This window comes from Streptomyces nitrosporeus, assembly GCF_008704555.1.
Lineage (GTDB): Bacteria > Actinomycetota > Actinomycetes > Streptomycetales > Streptomycetaceae > Streptomyces > Streptomyces nitrosporeus.
In genome coordinates this window covers 338,701-356,900 of sequence record NZ_CP023702.1, presented here as the reverse complement: position 1 = coordinate 356,900, position 18,200 = coordinate 338,701, and the positions used below count along the sequence as shown (strand labels likewise).

Genomic DNA, 18,200 nt, shown 5'->3' with positions numbered 1-18,200 from the left:
ACAAGGGCGGCCGTGACGCCGGTGGCAGGTCAGGCGAAGGTGAGTACCGGCTTGACCACGCTGCCGTCCCGCATGGCGGCCACGGCCGCGCCGATCTCCTCGAACGGGAACGTGGTGACCAGCCGGTCGACCGGGAAGAGGCCGCGCCTGTACAGGCCGATCAGCTCCGGGACGAAGCGGCCGGGGTCGGAGTCGCCCTCGATCACCCCGTGGACGCGGACGCCTTTGGCCAGCAGACCCATCACGTCGAACGTCACCTCACCGCCGAGGCCGAGCAGGGCGAGTTCACCACGCGGGCGCAACGCGCCGACGGCCCGGCGAATCATCTCCGCGCGGCCGGTGGTGTCGATGACGTGGTGCGCACCGCCGCCGGTGAGGTCGCGTACCGCCGCCACCAGCCCCTCCCCGGGAGGCAGGGCCGCCCCGGCACCGAGTCCGACGGCCAGGGCGCGGCGGGAGGCGACCGGGTCGACGGCCACCACCGGGTCGCAGCCCACGGCCACCGCGGCCATCAGCGCGCTCAGCCCGACCCCGCCCGCGCCGAGGACGACCAGGGAGGAACCCGGCCTGGGGCGCAGCCGGTTGAGCACGGTTCCCGCGCCCGTCTGGCCGCCGCACCCCAGCGGCGCGACGACCTGGGCCGGCAGGTCACCGGGCACCTTCACCACACCGCGTTCGTGGACGACGGCGTACGTGGCGAAGCTGGACTGGCCGAAGAACCCGGCGTGGAGCGGAGCGCCGCCGAGAGAGAGCGGAGTGGTGCCGTCGCCGCGCCCCCCGGAGAAGTTCAGAGCCTGCGCGGCGTGGCAGTAGGCCGGATGGTCCGCCGCGCACTGCTCGCAGACACCGCAGCTGGCGAAGGTGAGACAGACCTGGTCGCCCGGAGCGACACCGGTCACCTCCGCGCCGACCGCCTCCACCCGCCCGGCGCCCTCGTGGCCGAAGACCATCGGGGTGAGTCGGCGGGGCCAGGTGTCCCGCATCCCCAGATCGGTGTGGCAGACGCCGGCCGCCGTCATCCTCACCAGCACCTCGCGCGGCCGCGGGGCGCCGAGATCCGCGTCCCGTACGGTGAACGGCGCGCCCGGAGCCTCGGTGACCGCCGCGCGGACGCGTCTCACGCGCCCTCTCCGGCACGCGGGCCCTCGTGCGCCGGCCCGGGAACGCGCTCCAGGAAGAAGTAGTAGAAGGGGCCCTCGGCAGGGACCCCCTTGGTGTTCATGATCCCCATCAGCGTGGTGTCGTCCACCTGCTTGAAGTGGTCCAGGACCGGCCGGCCGTCGTAGACCATGGTGGCCGTCGGCTCGCCACGGAACTCGACGGTCCACAGGCTTGCCTCACCCTGGCCGAGTTCGAGGTTGGAGTACAGCTCGCCCTCCGCGTTCCGGCAGATCAGCGGCTTGGCGTCGTGCACGGTGACGAACGACTTGCCGTACCAGCCGGCCTTCGCCAGCATGCCTTCGAGAGGATGGCCGGTACGGAACTCGCCGCCCTTCCACTCGCCGAGGATGTCCTCGGGACGGACGGTGGCCACCACCGCCCAGATCTCGTCGAGTTCGGCGGAGGGGACCGGACCGTCCTCCTTCCGGAGCTCGTGGAACCTGGCGCGGGCCTCGGTCACGTCCATGCGGGTTTCCTCTCGTCGGTACGGGACTCGTCAGGGAGAACGTCAGGATGCCGCCGGCGCCTGCGGACCGGGCGGGTCACGGGTGCCCCGCAGCGTCACCGGGCGGTTCGCGGGGCGGGGCCCCGGGGTGCGAGGGCCCGCCCGTGGGCCGGACGCCGTGGGAACGGGAGCGCCAGGTCCCCGGTGACCACGCCGGGATGGCCCACGGTGCCGAGGCTCAGCAGCACATGGCGTTCGGCGACCTCCTCCGCGGTGAGCGGACCGTCCGCGCGGAACCAGTTGGCGACCCCCTGGCACATGATGAGCACCGAGCGCACCGCGTCGGCCGGGATCGGCGTGGTGAACACCCCCCGGGCGCGGCCCGCTTCGACCGTGTCCAGCAGCGTGTGCTGGAGGTAGTCGCGCAGGGCGACGTAGCGGGCCCGGTTCTGCGGCTCCAGGCTGCGGATCTCGGTGTCCAGGAAGGCCAGCCCCTGGCGGTGGGTCATGTAGAGCACGATCGACTCGACCATGCCGCAGAACCGGGCCAGCGGATCGTCCCCGGCCTCCCCGGCCGCGGCCCGGCAGCGGTCCAGGACGTCCTTGATGGACGTCTCCAGCAGCGTTGCCAGCAGCGCCTGCTTGTTCTCGTAGTGGTAGTACAGCGCGGGCACGGTGACGCCGACCCGGGCGGCGATGTCGCGCACCGAAGCACCGTGGTAACCCTGCTCGTTGAAGGCCTCCATGGCGTGGACCAGGATCGGGTGCAGACCGAGCGGCCCGTAGGAGCGCCAGTGCTCGGCCGGGGGAGTGGTGTCCTGGCTCGGCTCGGTGCTCAACGGCTCTCCTCGGGGTGGGCGGCGATCGGCGACATCGTACGGCCGCGCGTTCCGAACAACTCCTGTCACCAGCTTAGCGATCGTTCAGGAAAATGTGGCAACCGATGCCGTGGCCGGTCCCACTTCCCGGACGGGATCCGTAAAAACTCTTCCAACGCAGGGAGTTGACCGAACGTCGGTGCACTCCTACGTTCTTAGCGAACGCTCAGTAAGGCCCCGGTCGAGCGGCGGCGGGTCCGCCGTGCACCGAGAGAGGAACCCATGAGCCATCACTCACCCGATCCTCCCGGCCGCGGCGTGGCGGGCCCGCTGGACGGTGTGCGCGTGGTCGAGCTGGCGGGTATCGGCCCCGGCCCGTTCGCCGCGATGCTGCTCGCCGACCTGGGCGCCGATGTGGTGCGCGTGGACCGCCCCGGCCCCTCACCGCTCGGCGGTGACCCCGCCCACGACGTGACCAACCGCAACAAGCGCTCCGTCCTGGTCGACCTCAAGTCACCCGGAGGACCGGAGACCGTGAGGGCGCTGGCGGCCCGCGCGGAGATCCTGGTGGAGGGGTACCGGCCCGGTGTCGCGGAGCGGCTCGGGGTCGGCCCGGAGGAGTGCGCGGCCGTCAACCCCGCGCTGGTGTACGGCCGTATGACCGGCTGGGGCCAGCGAGGACCCCTCGCGCCCCGGGCCGGACACGACATCGGTTACATCGCCACCGCCGGGGCCCTGTCCATGATCGGTGCGCCGGACGGACCGCCAGCCCTCCCCGTCAACCTGCTCGGCGACTACGCCGGCGGCTCCCTCTACCTGGCCACCGGCGTCCTCGCCGCGCTGCTCACCGCACGCGCCACCGGCCGCGGCCAGGTGGTGGACGCCGCGATCGTGGACGGCACCGCACACCTCACCACCATGTTCTGGGGCATGCTCGCCGAGGGCACCTGGCAGGACACCCGCGGCCGCAACCTGCTCGACGGCGGCTGCCCCTACTACGGCGTCTACGAGACCGCCGACGGCGGCTGGATGGCGGTCGGCGCCCTGGAACCGCAGTTCTACACGGTGTTCGTCTCCCTGCTGGGCCTGGACGGCGAGGAGCTGCCGGACCGTACCGACCCGGGTAACTGGCCCGGGCTGCGGGACCGGTTCGCCACCCGGTTCAAGGCCGCCGGCCGCGAGGAGTGGACGGCCGTCTTCGAAGGCACCGACGCCTGCGTCGCGCCCGTGCTCTCGCTGCGCGAGGCGGCCGGCCACCCGCACCTGACCGGGCGCGGCACCTACACCGAGGCGTACGGCACCACCCAGCCCGCCCCCGCCCCCCGCTTCTCCCGTACCCCCGGCACCCTCCGGCTGCCCCCCGCCGTCCCCGGCGCGCACACCCCGGACGTGGCCCGCGACTGGGACGTACCCGAACTGCTGAAGGGCCACCGCTGATGGAACTGTCCTCACCCCTGACCTACGCCGGTGATCCGCGTGCCGCCGCGGACCGGGCCGCCGCCCTGGAGTCCGCGGGCCTCGACGCCGTCTGGGTGGCCGAGGCATACGGCTTCGACTCCCCGACGGTCCTGGGATACCTCGCCGCGAGGACCGAACGGATGCGGATCGGCTCGGCCGTCCTCAACGTCTACTCGCGCACCCCCGCGCTGATCGCCCAGACCGCGGCCGGACTCGACGCCCTCAGCGGCGGCCGCGCCCTCCTCGGCATCGGCGCCTCCGGCCCCCAGGTCGTCGAGGGCTGGCACGGCCGCCGCTACGACCGCCCGCTGGGCCGCACCCGCGAGGTGGTCGAGCTGTCCCGGCGGATCTGGCGGCGCGAGGTGATCGAACACCACGGCATCACCGACCTGCCCCTGCCGCCGGAGAAGGGCGGCACCCTCGGCAAGCCGCTGAAGCTGCTGAACCACCCGGTCCGCGACACCATCCCGGTCTACGTCGCCGCGCTGGGCCCGGCCAACGTCCGGATGACCGCCGAGATCGCCGACGGATGGCTGCCGTTCCTCTACGTCCCCGAACACGCCGCCGAGGTCTGGGGCCGCTCCCTGGCCGAGGGCACCGCCGAGCGCGATCCCGCTCTCGGCCCGCTCTCGGTCGTGGCGGGCGGACTGCTGGCCATCGGCGACGACGCCGAGACGGTCCGCGACCTGATGCGCCCCACCGTCGCCCTCTACGTCGGAGGCATGGGCGCGCCCGGCCGCAACTTCTACCACGACCTGATCTGCTCCTACGGCTACGAGGCCGAAGCAGCCGCCGTCCAGGAGCACTACCTCGCGGGCCGCAGGAAGGAGGCGGAGGCCGCCGTACCGGCCGAACTGCTGGAGCAGCTCTGCCTGGCCGGCCCCGAGGGCTATGTCCGTGACCGCGTCGAGGTCTTCCGCGAGGCGGGCGTGTCCATGCTCAACGTCACTCCCGTCGGCCCCGACCCCGCCCGGCTGATCGAGCGCGTGAGGAGCTGGCTGTGACACCGGAACGACACCTGTACGGCCCCGACCACGAGGCCTTCCGTGAGACGGTGCGCGCCTTCCTCGCCAAGGAGGTCGCCCCGCACCACGAACGCTGGGAACGGGAAGGCGTCGTCGACCGCGCGATGTGGCGGGCGGCGGGCCGCCAGGGTCTGCTGGGGATGGCGGTCGGGGAGGAGTACGGCGGCGGAGGCAACGGCGACTTCCGCTACAGCGCGGTCCTCATCGAGGAGTTCGCCCGCGCCGGCGCCTCCGGTCCGGCCCTGAGCCTGCACAACGACATCGTCGGGCCGTACCTCACCACCCTCGCCACCGAGGAGCAGAAGCGCCGCTGGCTGCCCGGCTTCTGCAGCGGCGAGACCGTCACCGCCATCGCCATGACGGAACCGGGGGCGGGCTCCGACCTCCAGGGCATCCGTACCACCGCCGAGGACCGGGGCGACCACTGGCTGCTCAACGGCACGAAGACCTTCATCTCCAACGGCATCCTCGCCGACCTCGTCGTCGTGGTCGCCCGCACCACCCCCGAAGGCGGCAGCGGCGGGCAGAGCCTGCTTGTCGTCGAGCGCGGGGCCGAGGGCTTCACCCGCGGCCGCAACCTCGACAAGATCGGCCAGAAGGCCCAGGACACCGCCGAACTCTTCTTCGACGACGTACGCGTCCCCAAGGAGAACCTGCTGGGCGAGGAGAACCGCGCTTTCTCCTGCCTGATGGCCAACTTGGCCCAGGAACGGCTGGCCATCGCGGTCGGTGCCGCCGCCGCGGCCGAGGAGATCCTGGAGATCACCACGCGGTACGTGAAGGAGCGTGAGGCTTTCGGGCGTCCGCTGGCGAAGTTGCAGCATGTGCGTTTCGAGATCGCGGAGATGGCCACCGAGTGTGCTGTCACGCGGGCTTTCCTGGACCGGTGTGTTACCGACCACTCCGAGGGGGCTCTGGACGCGGTCCATGCCTCGATGGCCAAGTGGTGGGCGACGGAGCTGCAGAAGCGGGTCGCCGACCGTTGTCTGCAACTGCACGGCGGTTACGGCTACATGAGTGAGTACCGGGTCGCCAGGGCTTTCACCGACGGCCGCATCCAGACCATCTACGGCGGGACGACCGAGATCATGAAGGAGATCATCGGCCGCTCCCTGCTCGGCTGACCTCTTCCTGCCCACCCTTTTCGAAAGGCTGCTGTCTTGAGCACCGAAGCGTATGTCTACGACGCGATCCGTACCCCGCGTGGCCGTGGCAAGGCCGATGGGGCTTTGCACGGTACGAAGCCGATCGATCTGGTCGTCGGTCTGATCCATGAGGTTCTCCGGCGTTTCCCGGATCTGGATCCGGCGGCGGTCGACGATGTCGTGCTGGGTGTGGTCAGTCCGCTGGGTGACCAGGGTTCCGACATCGCCCGTATCGCCGCGCTCGCGGCGGGTCTGCCGAATTCGGTGGCGGGGGTGCAGGAGAACCGCTTCTGCGCGTCGGGTCTGGAGGCGGTGAACCTGGCGGCGGCGAAGGTGCGTTCGGGGTGGGAGGACCTGGTCCTGGCGGGGGGTGTGGAGTCGATGTCGCGGGTCCCGATGGGCAGTGACGGGGGTGCCTGGGCGATGGATCCGATGACGAGTTTCGAGACGGGTTTCGCGCCGCAGGGGGTCGGTGCGGATCTGATCGCGACGGTGGAGGGTTTCTCGCGGCGTGATGTGGATGAGTACGCGGCGTTGTCGCAGGAGCGGGCGGCGGTGGCGTGGAAGGAGGGGCGGTTCGCCCGTTCGGTGGTTGCGGTGCGTGACCGTAACGGGTTGCTGGTGCTGGACCGGGATGAGCACATGCGTCCGGGGACGACGGCGGATTCGCTGGCCGGGCTCAGGCCGTCGTTCGCCGCGGTGGGGGAGATGGGCGGGTTCGACGCGGTGGCGCTGCAGAAGTATCACTGGGTGGAGAAGATCGATCATGTCCATCATGCGGGTAACTCGTCGGGGATCGTGGACGGGGCGGCGCTGGTGGTGGTGGGGAGCGGGGAGGTCGGTGAGCGGTACGGGCTGAGGGCGCGGGCGCGGATCGTTTCCGCGGCGGTGTCGGGTTCGGAGCCCACGATCATGCTCACGGGTCCGGCTCCGGCGACGCGTAAGGCGTTGGCCAGGGCGGGGCTGGGCATCGGGGACATCGATCTGGTGGAGATCAACGAGGCTTTCGCCGGGGTGGTCCTGCGTTTCGTGCGGGAGATGGGGCTGAGTCTGGACAAGGTGAATGTCAATGGTGGTGCCATCGCGATGGGGCATCCTCTCGGGGCGACCGGCGCGATGATCCTGGGGACTCTCGTCGACGAGCTCGAACGCCGGGACAAGCGTTACGGGCTGGCGACCCTGTGTGTCGGCGGCGGTATGGGCATCGCCACCGTCGTCGAGCGTCTCTGACCCGTCCCGCTCACGCCATCCCTCCCGGACCCCGTTTACGGAGAAGACCCATGACCGAGAGCACCACCATCCGCTGGGAACAGGACGAGACCGGCATCGTCACCCTCGTCCTGGACGACCCCGCACAATCCGCCAACACCATGAACGCCGCGTTCATCGACTCGCTGGACGACGTCGCGGCGAGACTGGCGGAACACCGCGACGGCATCAGGGGCGTCATCGTCACCTCCGCGAAGAAGAGCTTCTTCGCCGGCGGCGACCTGCACGACCTGATCTCCGTCACGCCTGGGACCGCCGGGGCCTCCTTCGAGGCCGGGATGCGCGTCAAGCGCGCCCTGCGCCGTATCGAGACCCTCGGCAAACCGGTCGTCGCCGCGATCAACGGCGCCGCACTCGGCGGCGGTTACGAGATCGCCCTGGCCTGCCACCACCGTGTGGTGCTGGACAGCCCGGCCGCCCGCGTCGGGCTTCCCGAAGTCACCCTCGGCCTGCTGCCCGGCGGCGGGGGAGTGACCCGTACCGTCCGCATGTTCGGTGTGGTGGAGGCCCTGCGGAAAGTACTCCTGGAAGGGACCCGGTACGAGCCGGCGCGCGCCCTGGAAGCCGGCCTGGTCGACGAGATCGCCACCGGTCCGGACGACCTCCTGGCCAGGGCGCGGGTGTTCGTCGACGCCCACCCCGAATCCCGTCAGCCCTGGGACGCCAAGGGCTATCGCATCCCCGGCGGCACCCCCTCGGACCCGGGACTGGCCGCGCAGCTTCCTTCCCTTCCCGCGTTGCTGAAGAAGAAGACGGGCGGTGCCCCCTGCCCGGCCCCGCGCAACATCCTCGCCGCCGCAGTGGAGAGCGCCCAGGTCGACGTGGACACCGCCTTCGTGGTGGAGGCCGGTTACCTGACGGAACTGGTGACCGGGCAGATCACCAAGAACATGATCCAGGCGTTCTTCTTCGACCTCCAGGCCGTCAACTCCGGTGCCGGCCGCCCGGCCGGTGCCGAGGAGCGGCCGGTCCGCAAGGCCGCCGTGCTCGGCGCCGGGATGATGGGCGCCGGTATCGCCTACTCCTGCGCCGCGGCGGGCATCGACGTCGCGCTGAAGGACGTCTCCCTCCAGGCGGCGGAGAAGGGCAGGGCCTACTCCGAGAAGCTGTGTGCGAAGGCCGTCGCGCGCGGCGGCTCGACGCAGGAGGAGGCGGACGCCCTGCTGGCCCGTATCACCCCCACCGCCGACGTCCAGGACCTGGCCGGCTGCGACGTGGTGATCGAGGCGGTCTTCGAGGACACCGCTCTCAAGCACAAGGTGTTCCAGGAGGTCCAGGAAGTCCTCGCCCCGGACGCGCTGCTGTGCTCCAACACCTCCACCCTGCCCATCACCGTCCTCGCCGAAGGCGTCGAGCGGCAGGCCGACTTCATCGGCCTGCACTTCTTCTCACCGGTCGACAAGATGCCCCTGGTGGAGATCGTCAAGGGCGAGAAGACGGGCCGGGAGGCGACGGCGCGCGCCTTCGACCTGGTCCGGCAGATCCGTAAGACGCCGATCGTCGTCAACGACTCCCGCGGTTTCTTCACCTCCCGCGTCATCGGCCGCTTCATCGACGAGGGCGTCGCCATGGTCGGCGAGGGCATCGACCCGGCCTCCGTCGAACAGGCCGCCGCCCAGGCCGGCTACCCCGCCAAGGTCCTCAGCCTGATGGACGAACTCACCCTCACCCTCCCGCGCAGGATCCGCGAGGAGACCCGCCGCGCGGCCGAGGAGGCGGGCCACGGCTGGGAACCGCACCCGGCGGACGCCGTGGTGGACCGCATGATCGACGAGTTCGGCCGCCCCGGCCGCAGCGGGGGAGCGGGCTTCTACGACTACGTGGACGGCAGGCGCGCCGGGCTCTGGCCGGGGCTGCGGGAGCACTTCACGGATCCCGCGAAGCAGCCCGCCGACCTGGCCGAGGCGGCGGAGCGGATGCTCTTCGTCGAGGCGCTGGACGCGGTGCGCTGCCTGGAGGAGGGCGTGCTGGCCTCGGTCGCGGACGCCAACATCGGCTCGCTGCTCGGCATCGGCTTCCCCCCGTGGACCGGCGGCGTCCTCCAGTACGTCAACGGCTACGAGGGCGGACTGCCCGGCTTCGTGGCCCGCGCGCGGGAACTGGCCGGGAAGCACGGCGACCGCTTCCTGCCGCCGCCGCTGCTGGTGGAGAAGGCCGAGCGGGGCGAGACCTTCACCGACTCCTGAACCGCCCCCGGGGCCGGGGCTCTTCCGGCTCGGAAACCGCGCCCCGGGAACAGGCCGGCCCCACCGGCGGCCACCGAGCCCGACCCGGCACCCCCGCCGGGGCGTCCCCACCGCCCCGGCCTCCCCGGACGTTCCCTTCCGACCCGCAAGGAGGCCCCGATGACAGCAGGACCCCGCACCACCGACGCCCCGGCCGACCGGACCCTGCCGCAGCTGCTGGCCCGCAACGCCCGCGAGTACCCCGGGCTCCCCGGGCTCTCGTGGCGGGCGGCGGACCCGGACGGCGACTGGACGACCCTCAGCTGGGCGGAGATCCACGAGCACACCCGAAGCCTCGCCGCCGGCTACGCGGCCCTCGGTGTCGGCCGTGGCGACCACGTGCTGCTGCTGATGTCCAACCGTCCCGAGCACTGGCTGTCCGACCTGGCGCTGGTCCGCCTCGGCGCGGTCCCGGTCAGCGTCTACGGCACCGCGGCCCCCGAACAGATCACCCACATCGCCCGTAACTGCCGGGCCCGCCTCGCCGTGGTGGAGACCGCGGCCCAGGTGGCGGTGTGGGAGCCGCTGACGGCCGACGCGGACACCCCGCTGGAACGCCTGGTGGTGGTGCGGGAGGGCGCGGAGGGCAGCCACTTCCCGTACGCCGCCCTGCTCCGCGAACCGGTGCCGGAGCGGTTCACCGGGGAGCTGGACGCCGCCCGCCCCGAGGACCCGCTGACCGTCGTCTACACCTCGGGCACCACCGGCGAACCCAAGGGCGTCGTCCTGACCCACCGTCAGGTGATGTCCAACGCCCTGGCGCTGGACGCCGTGGTGGAGCTGCCCCCGCACGTCGAGCACATCTGCTACCTGCCCTTCGCCCACATCGCCGAGCGGATGCTGGGTATCTACCTGCCCTGCCACCGGGCCTCGCACGTCTATCTCTGCGCCGACCCGACGGGCGTCGCCGCCGTGGTGCGCAAGGTGCGCCCCGCGCAGTTCTTCGGAGTGCCGAGGATCTGGGAGAAGCTGTCCACCGCCGTACGGGCCGTCCTCTCGCTGATGCCGGCCGAGCAGAGGGAGATCATCGACCGGGCGTCCGAGGTCGCCCGCGAGCACGTCGGGTACCGCGAGCGGGGCGAGAAGCCGCCCGCCGGACTGGAGGAGCGCTACACCCGCGCCCGCGAGGACGTGCTGCTGCCGATCCTGGCCGCGGGCGGACTGGACCGGGTGACCTGGTCGGCCAGCGCGTCGGCGCCGATGCCGGTCGACGTGGTGAGGTTCTGGGCCGGTTTCGGCATCGTCATCATGGACGCCTGGGGGCTGACCGAGACCACCGGTGTGGCCACCAGCAACAGCCCCCGGGCCGGCTTCCGGATCGGTTCGGTGGGACGCCCGGTCGAGTCCGTGGAGGTCCGTGTCGCCGAGGACGGCGAGATCCTGGTGCGGGGCGCCTCCGTCTTCTCCGGCTACCTCCAGCCGGACGGCTCGGTGCGGTCCGCCCTGGACGCCGACGGCTGGCTGGCCACCGGTGACATCGGCCGGACGGACGAGGACGGTTACCTCTGGCTCACCGACCGGAAGAAGGAGATGATCATCACCTCCACCGGCAAGAACGTCTCACCGGCCCTGGTGGAGAACACGCTCAAGGAGCACCCGCTGATCGGCCAGGCGATGGTGCACGGCGACAACCGCTCCTACCTGGTCGCCCTGCTGGTGCTCGACGCGGAGGCCGCCCCCGCCTGGGCGGCGGCCAACGGCCTCGGGGCGGAGGGGGGAGCGGCCGGGCTGGTGGACCACCCCGCGGTCCGGGCCGAGGTGGACCGGGCGGTCGCCGCGGCCAACTCCCGGCTCAACCGCACCGAGCAGATCAAGCGGTACGAGCTGCTGACCGAGGAGTGGGGCCCGGCGACCGGCGAACTGACGCCCTCGCTGAAGATGCGGCGCCGGGTCATCCGGGACAAGTACGCCGACTCGCTGTCCAAGCTCTACCAGGACTGAGAAGGCCCCTCCCGCGCGGCAGGGCGGCCGTTCCACCCCCGGAACGGCCGCCCTGCCGCGTCCCCGGCCTCTCAGAGGCCGTAGGTCTTGCCGATGACGTCCCGCTGGATCTCGCTGGTCCCCCCGTAGACGGTGGAGACCACCGCGGCCCGCAGATGGCGCTCCATGTCGAACTCCGTGGTGTAGCCGTAACCGCCCATCATCTGCATGCCCTCCAGGGCGGCCCGCTTGGCGGTCTCGGTCGCCTTCAGCTTGGCCATCGAGGCCTCGCGCGGGAACAGCCTGTCCGGGCGCGCGTCACAGTCCAGGGCCACCTCGCGTACCAGCAGCCGGGTGCACTCGATCTCGGTGGCGAGATCGGCGATCCGGTGCCGCAGCGCCTGGAAGGAGCCGACCGGCCGGCCGAACTGCTCCCGCTCGCGGACGTAGGAGACCGTGTCGTCGAAAGCGCGGCGCGCCAGCCCCAGCATGTTCGCGGCCAGGAAGAGCCGCTCGTGGTTCAGCCCGGCCATCAGCTGCCGCCAGCCGTCGTCCACCCGGCCGACGACCGCGTCCGCGGGCAGCCGCACACCGGTGAGGAAGACGTCGTTGACCTCCCGGCCGCCCATGGTGTCGATGCGCCGTATCTCCACCCCCGGGGTGCCGGCGGGCAGATGGAACATGGTCAGGCCGCCGTGCTTGTCCTCACCGGTGCGGGCCACCAGCAGGATGTGCCGCGCGCAGTGCGCGTTGGAGATCCAGGTCTTCTGGCCGTCGACCACCCAGGTGCCGTCCTCCTCCCGCCGGGCCCGGCAGCGCAGCGCCCCGACGTCCGACCCGGCCCCCGGCTCCGACATGGCGATGGACAGCACCTCACCGCGTACGACACCGGACAGCACCTCCTGCCGCTGCCGTTCGGTGCCGAACTTCTCGTACGCCTTCGCGGCGATGACGGTGGTGATGAACCCCCCGGCCGGGACCATCCCGTACGAGGTCTCCTCCAGGAAGAGGCAGGCGTCGGCCAGCCCGCCTCCGGAGCCCCCGTACTCCTCGGGCAGGCACACCCCGAGCCAGCCCAGAGCGGCGAGCCTGCCGTACAGCCCGGGGTGGTGGGCCTCGCGGCCGCCCCCGGTCAGCGCGTCGCGCTGCTCCCGGGTGCCGCACTCGCGCTTGGCGAAATCACGGACGGCCGCGACGAAATCGGCCTGTTCTTCGGTGAGGCGACTGCCCATCAGGTCCTCCAGAGTCCGTATCTTGTTACGAAGATATGCTAAATGTTTCATCGTCTCCCGGGGAGAGGTCCGCCGGTATCGTGAGGAGCGCCATGGGAACGGATACGAACGACGCCTGGCTCGCCCAGGCCGTCGCCCGGTCGGAGGCGACGGACCGTACGGCACGGCGGATCCTGGACGGCGCGCTGGAGCAGTTCACCCTCCTGGGCCTGCGCCGCTCCTCCGTGGACGACGTCGCCAGACGGGCCGGTGTCTCCCGCGTCACCGTCTTCCGGCGCTTCCGCTCCAAGGACAAGCTGGTCGAGGCCGTCCTGCTGCGCGAGAACAGCCGGTTCTTCCGGCGGCTCGACGCGACGGTGGCGGCGCTGCCGACCATGGAGGAACGGGTCGTCGAGGGCTTCGTGGTCGCCCTGCGCCACACCCGCGCCCATCCGCTCTTCGGCGGCCTGCTGCGCCTCGAACCCGAACTCGTGCTGCCCTACCTGACGGTGCAGGGCGGCTCCTCGCTCTCCGCCACCGTCACCTATCTGACGGGCCATCTGCGCCGCGCCCAGCAGACCGAGGGCCGCCCCGGCGAGGACCCGCAGCCGGTCGCCGAACTCATGGTGCGCGTCGCCGTGTCCTTCCTGCTCAACCCCGTCGGCTGCATCGAGATGGACGACGAGGACGAGGTCCGGGCCTTCGCCCGCCGCTACCTGGCCCCCCTGCTGGACGCCTGACCGCCCTGACCGCTCTGACCGACCTGACTACTCTGGCCGCTCGAACCGCCCTGACCGCCCGGCCGTTCAGCGGCGCCGGTGCAGGGCCCGGGCGAGGCGCACCGCGCGCTCCCGCGTGGCGGCCGGAACCGCGAAGGAGGTCAGCGCGATCGGCGGAGTGAACCGCTGCACCGTCGTGGACTGCACGGAGGTGAAGGCGCGCAGCCCCTCCTCGCCGTGGATCCGCCCGAAGCCGGAGTCCCGCGAACCGCCGAACGGCAGCGCCGGCACCGCGGCGAAGCCCAGTACCGAGTTCACCGAGACCGCCCCCGCGCGCAGCCGCGCCGCGATCGCCCCGCCGGCGCGCCCGCCACGGCAGAACACCGCGGCCCCCAGGGCGTAACGAGAGGCGTTGGCCCGCTCCACCGCCTCGTCCACGCCGGCCACCGGGTTGATCACCACGACCGGCCCGAAGGTCTCCTCCGTCATCGCCGCGCAGTCCTCCGGTACGTCCGTCAGCACGACCGGTGCGACGTACGGGGCACGGACCGATCCGGGCCCGCCCAGCAGGGCCTTCGCCCCCGCCGCGACCGCGCCGGCCACATGCCGCTCGACGACCGAGACCTGGCCCGGCAGGGTCATCGGGCCGTAGGCGGCGTCCGCCCCGGCACCCGGGCGCAGCGCCCCGGCCCGCTCGACCACCCGTTCGCACAGCGCCGCGTGGATCTCCCGTACCGCGTAGACGCGCTCCACCCCCGCGCAGGTCTGCCCGGCGTTGCTCAGCGCACCCCACACGATCGCGTCGGCGGCCGCGTCCAGGTCCGCGTCCGCGGTGACGATCACCGCGTCCTTCCCGCCGCACTCGGCGAGGAACGGGGTCAGCGTCTCGGCGCACACCGCCATCACCTTGCGGGCCGTCCCCGGCGAACCGGTGAACGCCAGCTTGTCGACTCCGGACCGGGCCAGGGCGTCCCCGGTGGACGCCGCACCGGTGACGGTGGTGAGCAGCCCGGCGTGACCGGGCACGGCGGAGCCGAAGAGCCCGGCGAGCAGGACCCCGGTGCCCGGGGTCAGCTCGGACGGCTTGAGGACGACGCCGTTCCCCGCGGCCAGGGCGTAACCGACGGAGCCCATCGGGGTGTACAGGGGGTAGTTCCAGGGGCCGATCACGCCGACCACACCCAGCGGCCGGTGCACCAGCGAGGCCCGCTGATGGACGGTGAACAGTCCGGTGCCCACCCTCCGCCCACGCAGCACACGTCCGGCGTTGCGGGCGGCCCAGCCCAGGTGTTCCAGCGTCAGTACGACTTCCAGCGCGGCGTCACCGGCCGGCTTGCCGGTCTCCTCGGCGATGGTGCGGGCCACGGTGTCCAGCTCGGTGGCGAGGGCCTTCTTCCAGCGCAGCAGCAGGTCGCGGCGCCCGGACGCGGGCAGCGCCGCCCAGCCGGCCTGGGCGGTCCGGGCCCGGGCCACGGCGCGGGAGACCTCCTCGGGCCCGTCCACCGGGTGTTCGGCGATCGGCTCGCCGGTCGCGGGGGAGCGCGTGGTGAAGGCCGCCGCACGCGGTGCGGCGGCCGGGGTGGTGTCGGTCATCGGGCCTCCAGAGGGGGACACGGGGGTGGACGGCCACGCCGGGGCGAAGGCCCGTTCCGGGGGCGCCCCGTTCCCCGCGCGTGCGGCCCGCTTCGGAGCGGGACGTGGCGGCGCCCGCTGTTCCGGTTCTCATGGGGAACACCCCGTGCGAGTCGAAGATACAAAAACTATTGACTTGTATCATCGCGCGTCAATACTCCGGACGGGACGGAGGGGAGGAGGCGCCACCGCGGTACCCCTGTACCCGTAACCGCCCCAAACCCCCGTGCACCGTAAAGAGGTTGACGAGCCGGGCCGGCCACCGGCGCCTCCCCGCCCCCGCCCCGGCGCGCCCCCGCCATTCCGGGGAACGGCCGCCCGGAGTGCGGGGGCGGGCGGAACGGCGGGCCGGACAGGGGGCGAAGCACCTGAACCTCCTTGTCCACCACCGATCACACGGTGATCGGCAACACGCACCTGGTCACCGCGTCCGGGTTTCTCCTGTCCGCCGGCCTGCCGGCGAGGGTGATGCGCGCCGGACCGGCCCGGCCGGGCATGTGGATCGTCTCCCCCGAGCGGTACAACCAGCTGTTCACGGTGCACGGCATGATCACGATGCCGCTGTTCGCCACCCCGGCCTTCACGGGGTTCGCCGGCGCGGTCGTGCCCTTGCAGACCCGACCGCGCCGGCCAGGGGCTCTGCCGCCGGTGCGGCCGCCGCCGTCACTTCTTCCTCTGCGGGCCCGGGGGGTCGTCGTCCCGCCGGTGCCCGGGGAGGAACTCCTGCACCTTCGCCTTGAACCCCTGCTTGACGACGTCACCGCGGTCGCTGTCCCCCTTCACGAGGGCGGACACCACCGCCTCGGCCTGCTCCCGGGTGGCGTGCGGCGGGATGGGCGGTACGGCCGGGTCGGTACGGAAGTCGATCACGAAGGGCCGGTCGGCCGAGAGGGCCTGCCGCCAGGCGGCCTCCACCTGCTCGGGCCTCTCCACCCGTACACCGCCGAGCCCGATGGAACGGGCGAAGTCGGCGTAGGGCACGTCCGGCAGCGCCTGCGAGGGCAGGAACTGGGGGGCGCCGGACATGGCGCGCATCTCCCAGGTGACCTGGTTGAGGTCCTGGTTGTTCAGTACGGCGACGATCATCCGGGGGTCCTGCCACTCCCGCCAGTACTTGGACGCGGTGATGAGTTCGGCCATGCCGTTCATCTGCATGGCGCCGTCCCCGACGATCGCCAGGGCGGGCCGCCCCGGGTGGGCGAACTTCGCGCCGATGACGTACGGCACGCCGGGGCCCATCGTGGCGAGCGTGCCCGACAGGGAGCCGCGCATCGTCCCGCGCATCCGCAGGTGCCGGGCGTACCAGTTGGCGGCGGACCCGGAGTCGGCGGCCAGGATCACGTCCTCGGGCAGCAGCGCGTCCAGGGTGTGCACCACGTACTCGGGGTTGACCGGGTCGGCCTCGACGGCGGCCCGCCGCTCCATGACCTCCCACCAGCGGGCGGTGTCCTTCTCGATCTTCTTCCGCCAGGCGGCGTGCTTCTTCCGCTTCAGCCGCGGCAGGAGCGCCCGGAGCGTCGCCTTCGCGTCACCCACGAGGTTGACCTCGAAGGGGTAGCGCATCCCGATGTTGTGCGGGTCGATGTCGATCTGGACGGCGCGGGCCTGCCCGAACTCCGGCAGGAACTGGCTGTAGGGGAAGCCGGAACCCACCACGAGGAGCGTGTCGCAGTCCGTCATCAGCTCGTAGGAGGGCCGGGTCCCCAGCAGTCCGATCGACCCGGTGACGTAGGGCAGGTCGTCGGGCAGGGCGTCCTTGCCGAGAAGGGCCTTGGCGACTCCGGCGGCGAGGACGTCCGCGGTCTCCTCGACCTCGGCCCGGGCACCGCGGGCGCCCTGCCCGATCAGGACGGCGACCTTCTCGCCCGCGTTCAGCACCTCCGCCGCACGGACGAGGTCCGCTTCCCCGGGCACCGGCGTGTACGAGGGCATGCCGAGGCTGGAGGGCACCATCTTGAAGGCGTGGGCGGGCGGTGTGTAGTCCAGCTCCTGGACGTCGGCGGGGATGATGACGGCCGTCACCGTCCGCCGCCCGTAGGCGGTGCGGACGGCCCGGTCGATGACGTTGGGCAGCTGCTCGGGGACGGTCACCATCTCGCAGAAGTCGGACGCCACGTCCTTGTACAGACTCAGCAGGTCGACCTCCTGCTGGTAGGAGCCGCCCATGGCGCTGCGGTTGGTCTGCCCGACGATCGCCACCACGGGCACGTGGTCCAGCTTGGCGTCGTACAGGCCGTTGAGGAGATGGATGGCCCCGGGGCCCGAGGTCGCCGCGCAGACCCCGACCTTCCCGGAGAACTTCGCGTAGCCCACGGCCTCGAACGCGGCCATCTCCTCGTGCCGGGCCTGCACGAACACCGGTTTGTTCTCCGCGCGGCCCCACGCGGCGAGCAGTCCGTTGATGCCGTCGCCCGCGTAGGCGAACACATGGTCCACCTCCCACTCGCGCAGCCGCTGCAGTACGTAGTCGGACACCTTCATCGACATGGGATTCCTCTCGTCTCGGCCGACGGTCCGCGTGCCGCGGTCCGTGGTGCCATCCGTCCGCCGGGGACAGGGCCCGGCGGCCCGGCCGCGGGACGGGCGGCGCACGGCCCGCCGCCCCGCGGCCGCCTCATGTGCGGCCCGCCCGCCGCGGCAGGACGTACGCCGTACCGGCCCCCGCGCAGGTGAGCGCGGCCACGGCGGCGGTGACCAGGCGCGCGTCCCGCGGGGAGGCCGGTGCCCTCCTCCGGATGGCGGGTGTCCCGCCGCTCCCCGGCTCCGACACGGATCCCACCGGTCCGCCTCTCTCACACCCTCCGCCGGAACGGCGGAAGGCCCTTCGCCGGACCCTCGCGACGAGCGCGGGCCCCGGGCCCCTACAGGCACACAACCGCATGTATGCCTCACGGGCATCCTGACCGCCGCCTTGCCGCTGAGCCGGCGGAGAAACACCCGCCCGGCGAGGGGCGGGCCGCACAGGCTCTCCTGCGGCTGCGGGGCGCCGGGATCCGGCCAAAACCGCCCCGGTGGTCCGGGACCGGCCGGACCGGCGCCGGGGGCGGCGGGCCGGTGCGTGGCGGCGGACCAGGGGGCGCGGCGGGGGCACCGGGCCCGGCCGCGCGGCGAGGGGCGCCCCGCGCGAAACCGGCGCCGAGGGCGGAAAACTGGACAAAAACCCTTGGACCCC

Annotated in this window: 13 protein-coding genes and 1 pseudogene; 8 read left to right on the top strand and 6 right to left on the bottom strand. The window is 72.3% G+C overall.

The window, feature by feature from the left end; translation table 11 throughout:
- Positions 1 to 29: 29 nt before the first annotated feature.
- From CP967_RS01630 to CP967_RS01620, 3 genes are all read right to left on the bottom strand, one after another.
- Positions 30 to 1,121: an NAD(P)-dependent alcohol dehydrogenase gene (locus CP967_RS01630; RefSeq protein ID WP_150486191.1), complete on the bottom strand. Its 1,092-nt coding sequence runs from the start codon at positions 1,119 to 1,121 to the stop codon at positions 30 to 32.
- On the bottom strand, positions 1,118 to 1,627 hold the full coding sequence (locus CP967_RS01625; protein WP_150486190.1) for a DUF4334 domain-containing protein: 510 nt from the start codon (positions 1,625 to 1,627) through the stop codon (positions 1,118 to 1,120). The genes CP967_RS01630 and CP967_RS01625 overlap by 4 nt, the downstream gene beginning before the upstream one ends.
- A gap of 95 nt (positions 1,628 to 1,722) precedes the next feature.
- Positions 1,723 to 2,445 (bottom strand): TetR/AcrR family transcriptional regulator, encoded by a 723-nt coding sequence (locus CP967_RS01620; protein WP_150486189.1) that lies wholly within the window; start codon positions 2,443 to 2,445, stop codon positions 1,723 to 1,725.
- A 261-nt stretch (positions 2,446 to 2,706) separates the two neighbouring features.
- On the opposite strand from CP967_RS01620, the gene CP967_RS01615 reads away from it, so the two are divergent.
- From CP967_RS01615 to CP967_RS01590, 6 genes are all read left to right on the top strand, one after another.
- Positions 2,707 to 3,861, top strand: a complete 1,155-nt coding sequence (locus CP967_RS01615) for a CaiB/BaiF CoA transferase family protein (protein ID WP_150486188.1) — start codon at positions 2,707 to 2,709, stop codon at positions 3,859 to 3,861.
- Positions 3,861 to 4,886 (top strand): LLM class F420-dependent oxidoreductase, encoded by a 1,026-nt coding sequence (locus CP967_RS01610; protein ID WP_150486187.1) that lies wholly within the window; start codon positions 3,861 to 3,863, stop codon positions 4,884 to 4,886. Before CP967_RS01615 ends, CP967_RS01610 begins: the two co-directional genes overlap by 1 nt.
- Positions 4,883 to 6,031: an acyl-CoA dehydrogenase family protein gene (locus CP967_RS01605; protein WP_150486186.1), complete on the top strand. Its 1,149-nt coding sequence runs from the start codon at positions 4,883 to 4,885 to the stop codon at positions 6,029 to 6,031. The genes CP967_RS01610 and CP967_RS01605 overlap by 4 nt, the downstream gene beginning before the upstream one ends.
- A gap of 36 nt (positions 6,032 to 6,067) precedes the next feature.
- Complete coding sequence (locus CP967_RS01600; RefSeq protein WP_150486185.1) at positions 6,068 to 7,282, top strand: acetyl-CoA C-acetyltransferase; 1,215 nt, start codon at positions 6,068 to 6,070, stop codon at positions 7,280 to 7,282.
- 50 nt (positions 7,283 to 7,332) lie between these two features.
- Positions 7,333 to 9,507: a 3-hydroxyacyl-CoA dehydrogenase NAD-binding domain-containing protein gene (locus tag CP967_RS01595; RefSeq protein WP_150486184.1), complete on the top strand. Its 2,175-nt coding sequence runs from the start codon at positions 7,333 to 7,335 to the stop codon at positions 9,505 to 9,507.
- Positions 9,508 to 9,666: 159 nt separating this feature from the next.
- A complete protein-coding gene (locus CP967_RS01590) occupies positions 9,667 to 11,487 on the top strand; it encodes an AMP-dependent synthetase/ligase (protein ID WP_150486183.1) in 1,821 nt (606 codons plus the stop codon).
- 71 nt (positions 11,488 to 11,558) lie between these two features.
- Here CP967_RS01590 and CP967_RS01585 read toward each other — a convergent pair whose 3' ends face one another.
- Positions 11,559 to 12,698 carry an acyl-CoA dehydrogenase family protein gene (locus CP967_RS01585; protein ID WP_150486182.1) on the bottom strand — a complete coding sequence of 380 codons (1,140 nt, stop codon included), beginning with the start codon at positions 12,696 to 12,698 and terminating at the stop codon, positions 11,559 to 11,561.
- 92 nt (positions 12,699 to 12,790) lie between these two features.
- On the opposite strand from CP967_RS01585, the gene CP967_RS01580 reads away from it, so the two are divergent.
- A complete protein-coding gene (locus CP967_RS01580) occupies positions 12,791 to 13,417 on the top strand; it encodes a TetR/AcrR family transcriptional regulator (protein ID WP_150486181.1) in 627 nt (208 codons plus the stop codon).
- 66 nt (positions 13,418 to 13,483) lie between these two features.
- Here CP967_RS01580 and CP967_RS01575 read toward each other — a convergent pair whose 3' ends face one another.
- A complete protein-coding gene (locus tag CP967_RS01575; RefSeq protein WP_150486180.1) occupies positions 13,484 to 14,989 on the bottom strand; it encodes an aldehyde dehydrogenase family protein in 1,506 nt (501 codons plus the stop codon).
- Between the two features lie 438 nt (positions 14,990 to 15,427).
- Between CP967_RS01575 and CP967_RS35340 the strand changes: the two are divergent.
- Positions 15,428 to 15,589, top strand: a pseudogene (locus CP967_RS35340) (hypothetical protein); the annotation flags it as partial.
- A gap of 102 nt (positions 15,590 to 15,691) precedes the next feature.
- Here CP967_RS35340 and CP967_RS01570 read toward each other — a convergent pair.
- Complete coding sequence (locus tag CP967_RS01570; protein WP_190175386.1) at positions 15,692 to 17,515, bottom strand: thiamine pyrophosphate-requiring protein; 1,824 nt, start codon at positions 17,513 to 17,515, stop codon at positions 15,692 to 15,694.
- Between the last annotated feature and the right edge of the window lie 685 nt (positions 17,516 to 18,200).

Bases quoted from the DNA above. Each gene is read 5' to 3' on its own strand.
- CP967_RS01625 (WP_150486190.1), bottom strand. From the start codon at position 1,627: ATGGACGTGACCGAGGCCCGCGCCAGGTTCCACGAGCTCCGGAAGGAG.
- CP967_RS01615 (WP_150486188.1), top strand. From the start codon at position 2,707: ATGAGCCATCACTCACCCGATCCTCCCGGCCGCGGCGTGGCGGGCCCG.
- CP967_RS01610 (WP_150486187.1), top strand. From the start codon at position 3,861: ATGGAACTGTCCTCACCCCTGACCTACGCCGGTGATCCGCGTGCCGCC.
- CP967_RS01595 (WP_150486184.1), top strand. From the start codon at position 7,333: ATGACCGAGAGCACCACCATCCGCTGGGAACAGGACGAGACCGGCATC.
- CP967_RS01590 (WP_150486183.1), top strand. From the start codon at position 9,667: ATGACAGCAGGACCCCGCACCACCGACGCCCCGGCCGACCGGACCCTG.
- CP967_RS01585 (WP_150486182.1), bottom strand. From the start codon at position 12,698: ATGGGCAGTCGCCTCACCGAAGAACAGGCCGATTTCGTCGCGGCCGTC.
- CP967_RS01580 (WP_150486181.1), top strand. From the start codon at position 12,791: ATGGGAACGGATACGAACGACGCCTGGCTCGCCCAGGCCGTCGCCCGG.
- CP967_RS01575 (WP_150486180.1), bottom strand. From the start codon at position 14,989: ATGACCGACACCACCCCGGCCGCCGCACCGCGTGCGGCGGCCTTCACC.
- CP967_RS01570 (WP_190175386.1), bottom strand. From the start codon at position 17,515: ATGTCGATGAAGGTGTCCGACTACGTACTGCAGCGGCTGCGCGAGTGG.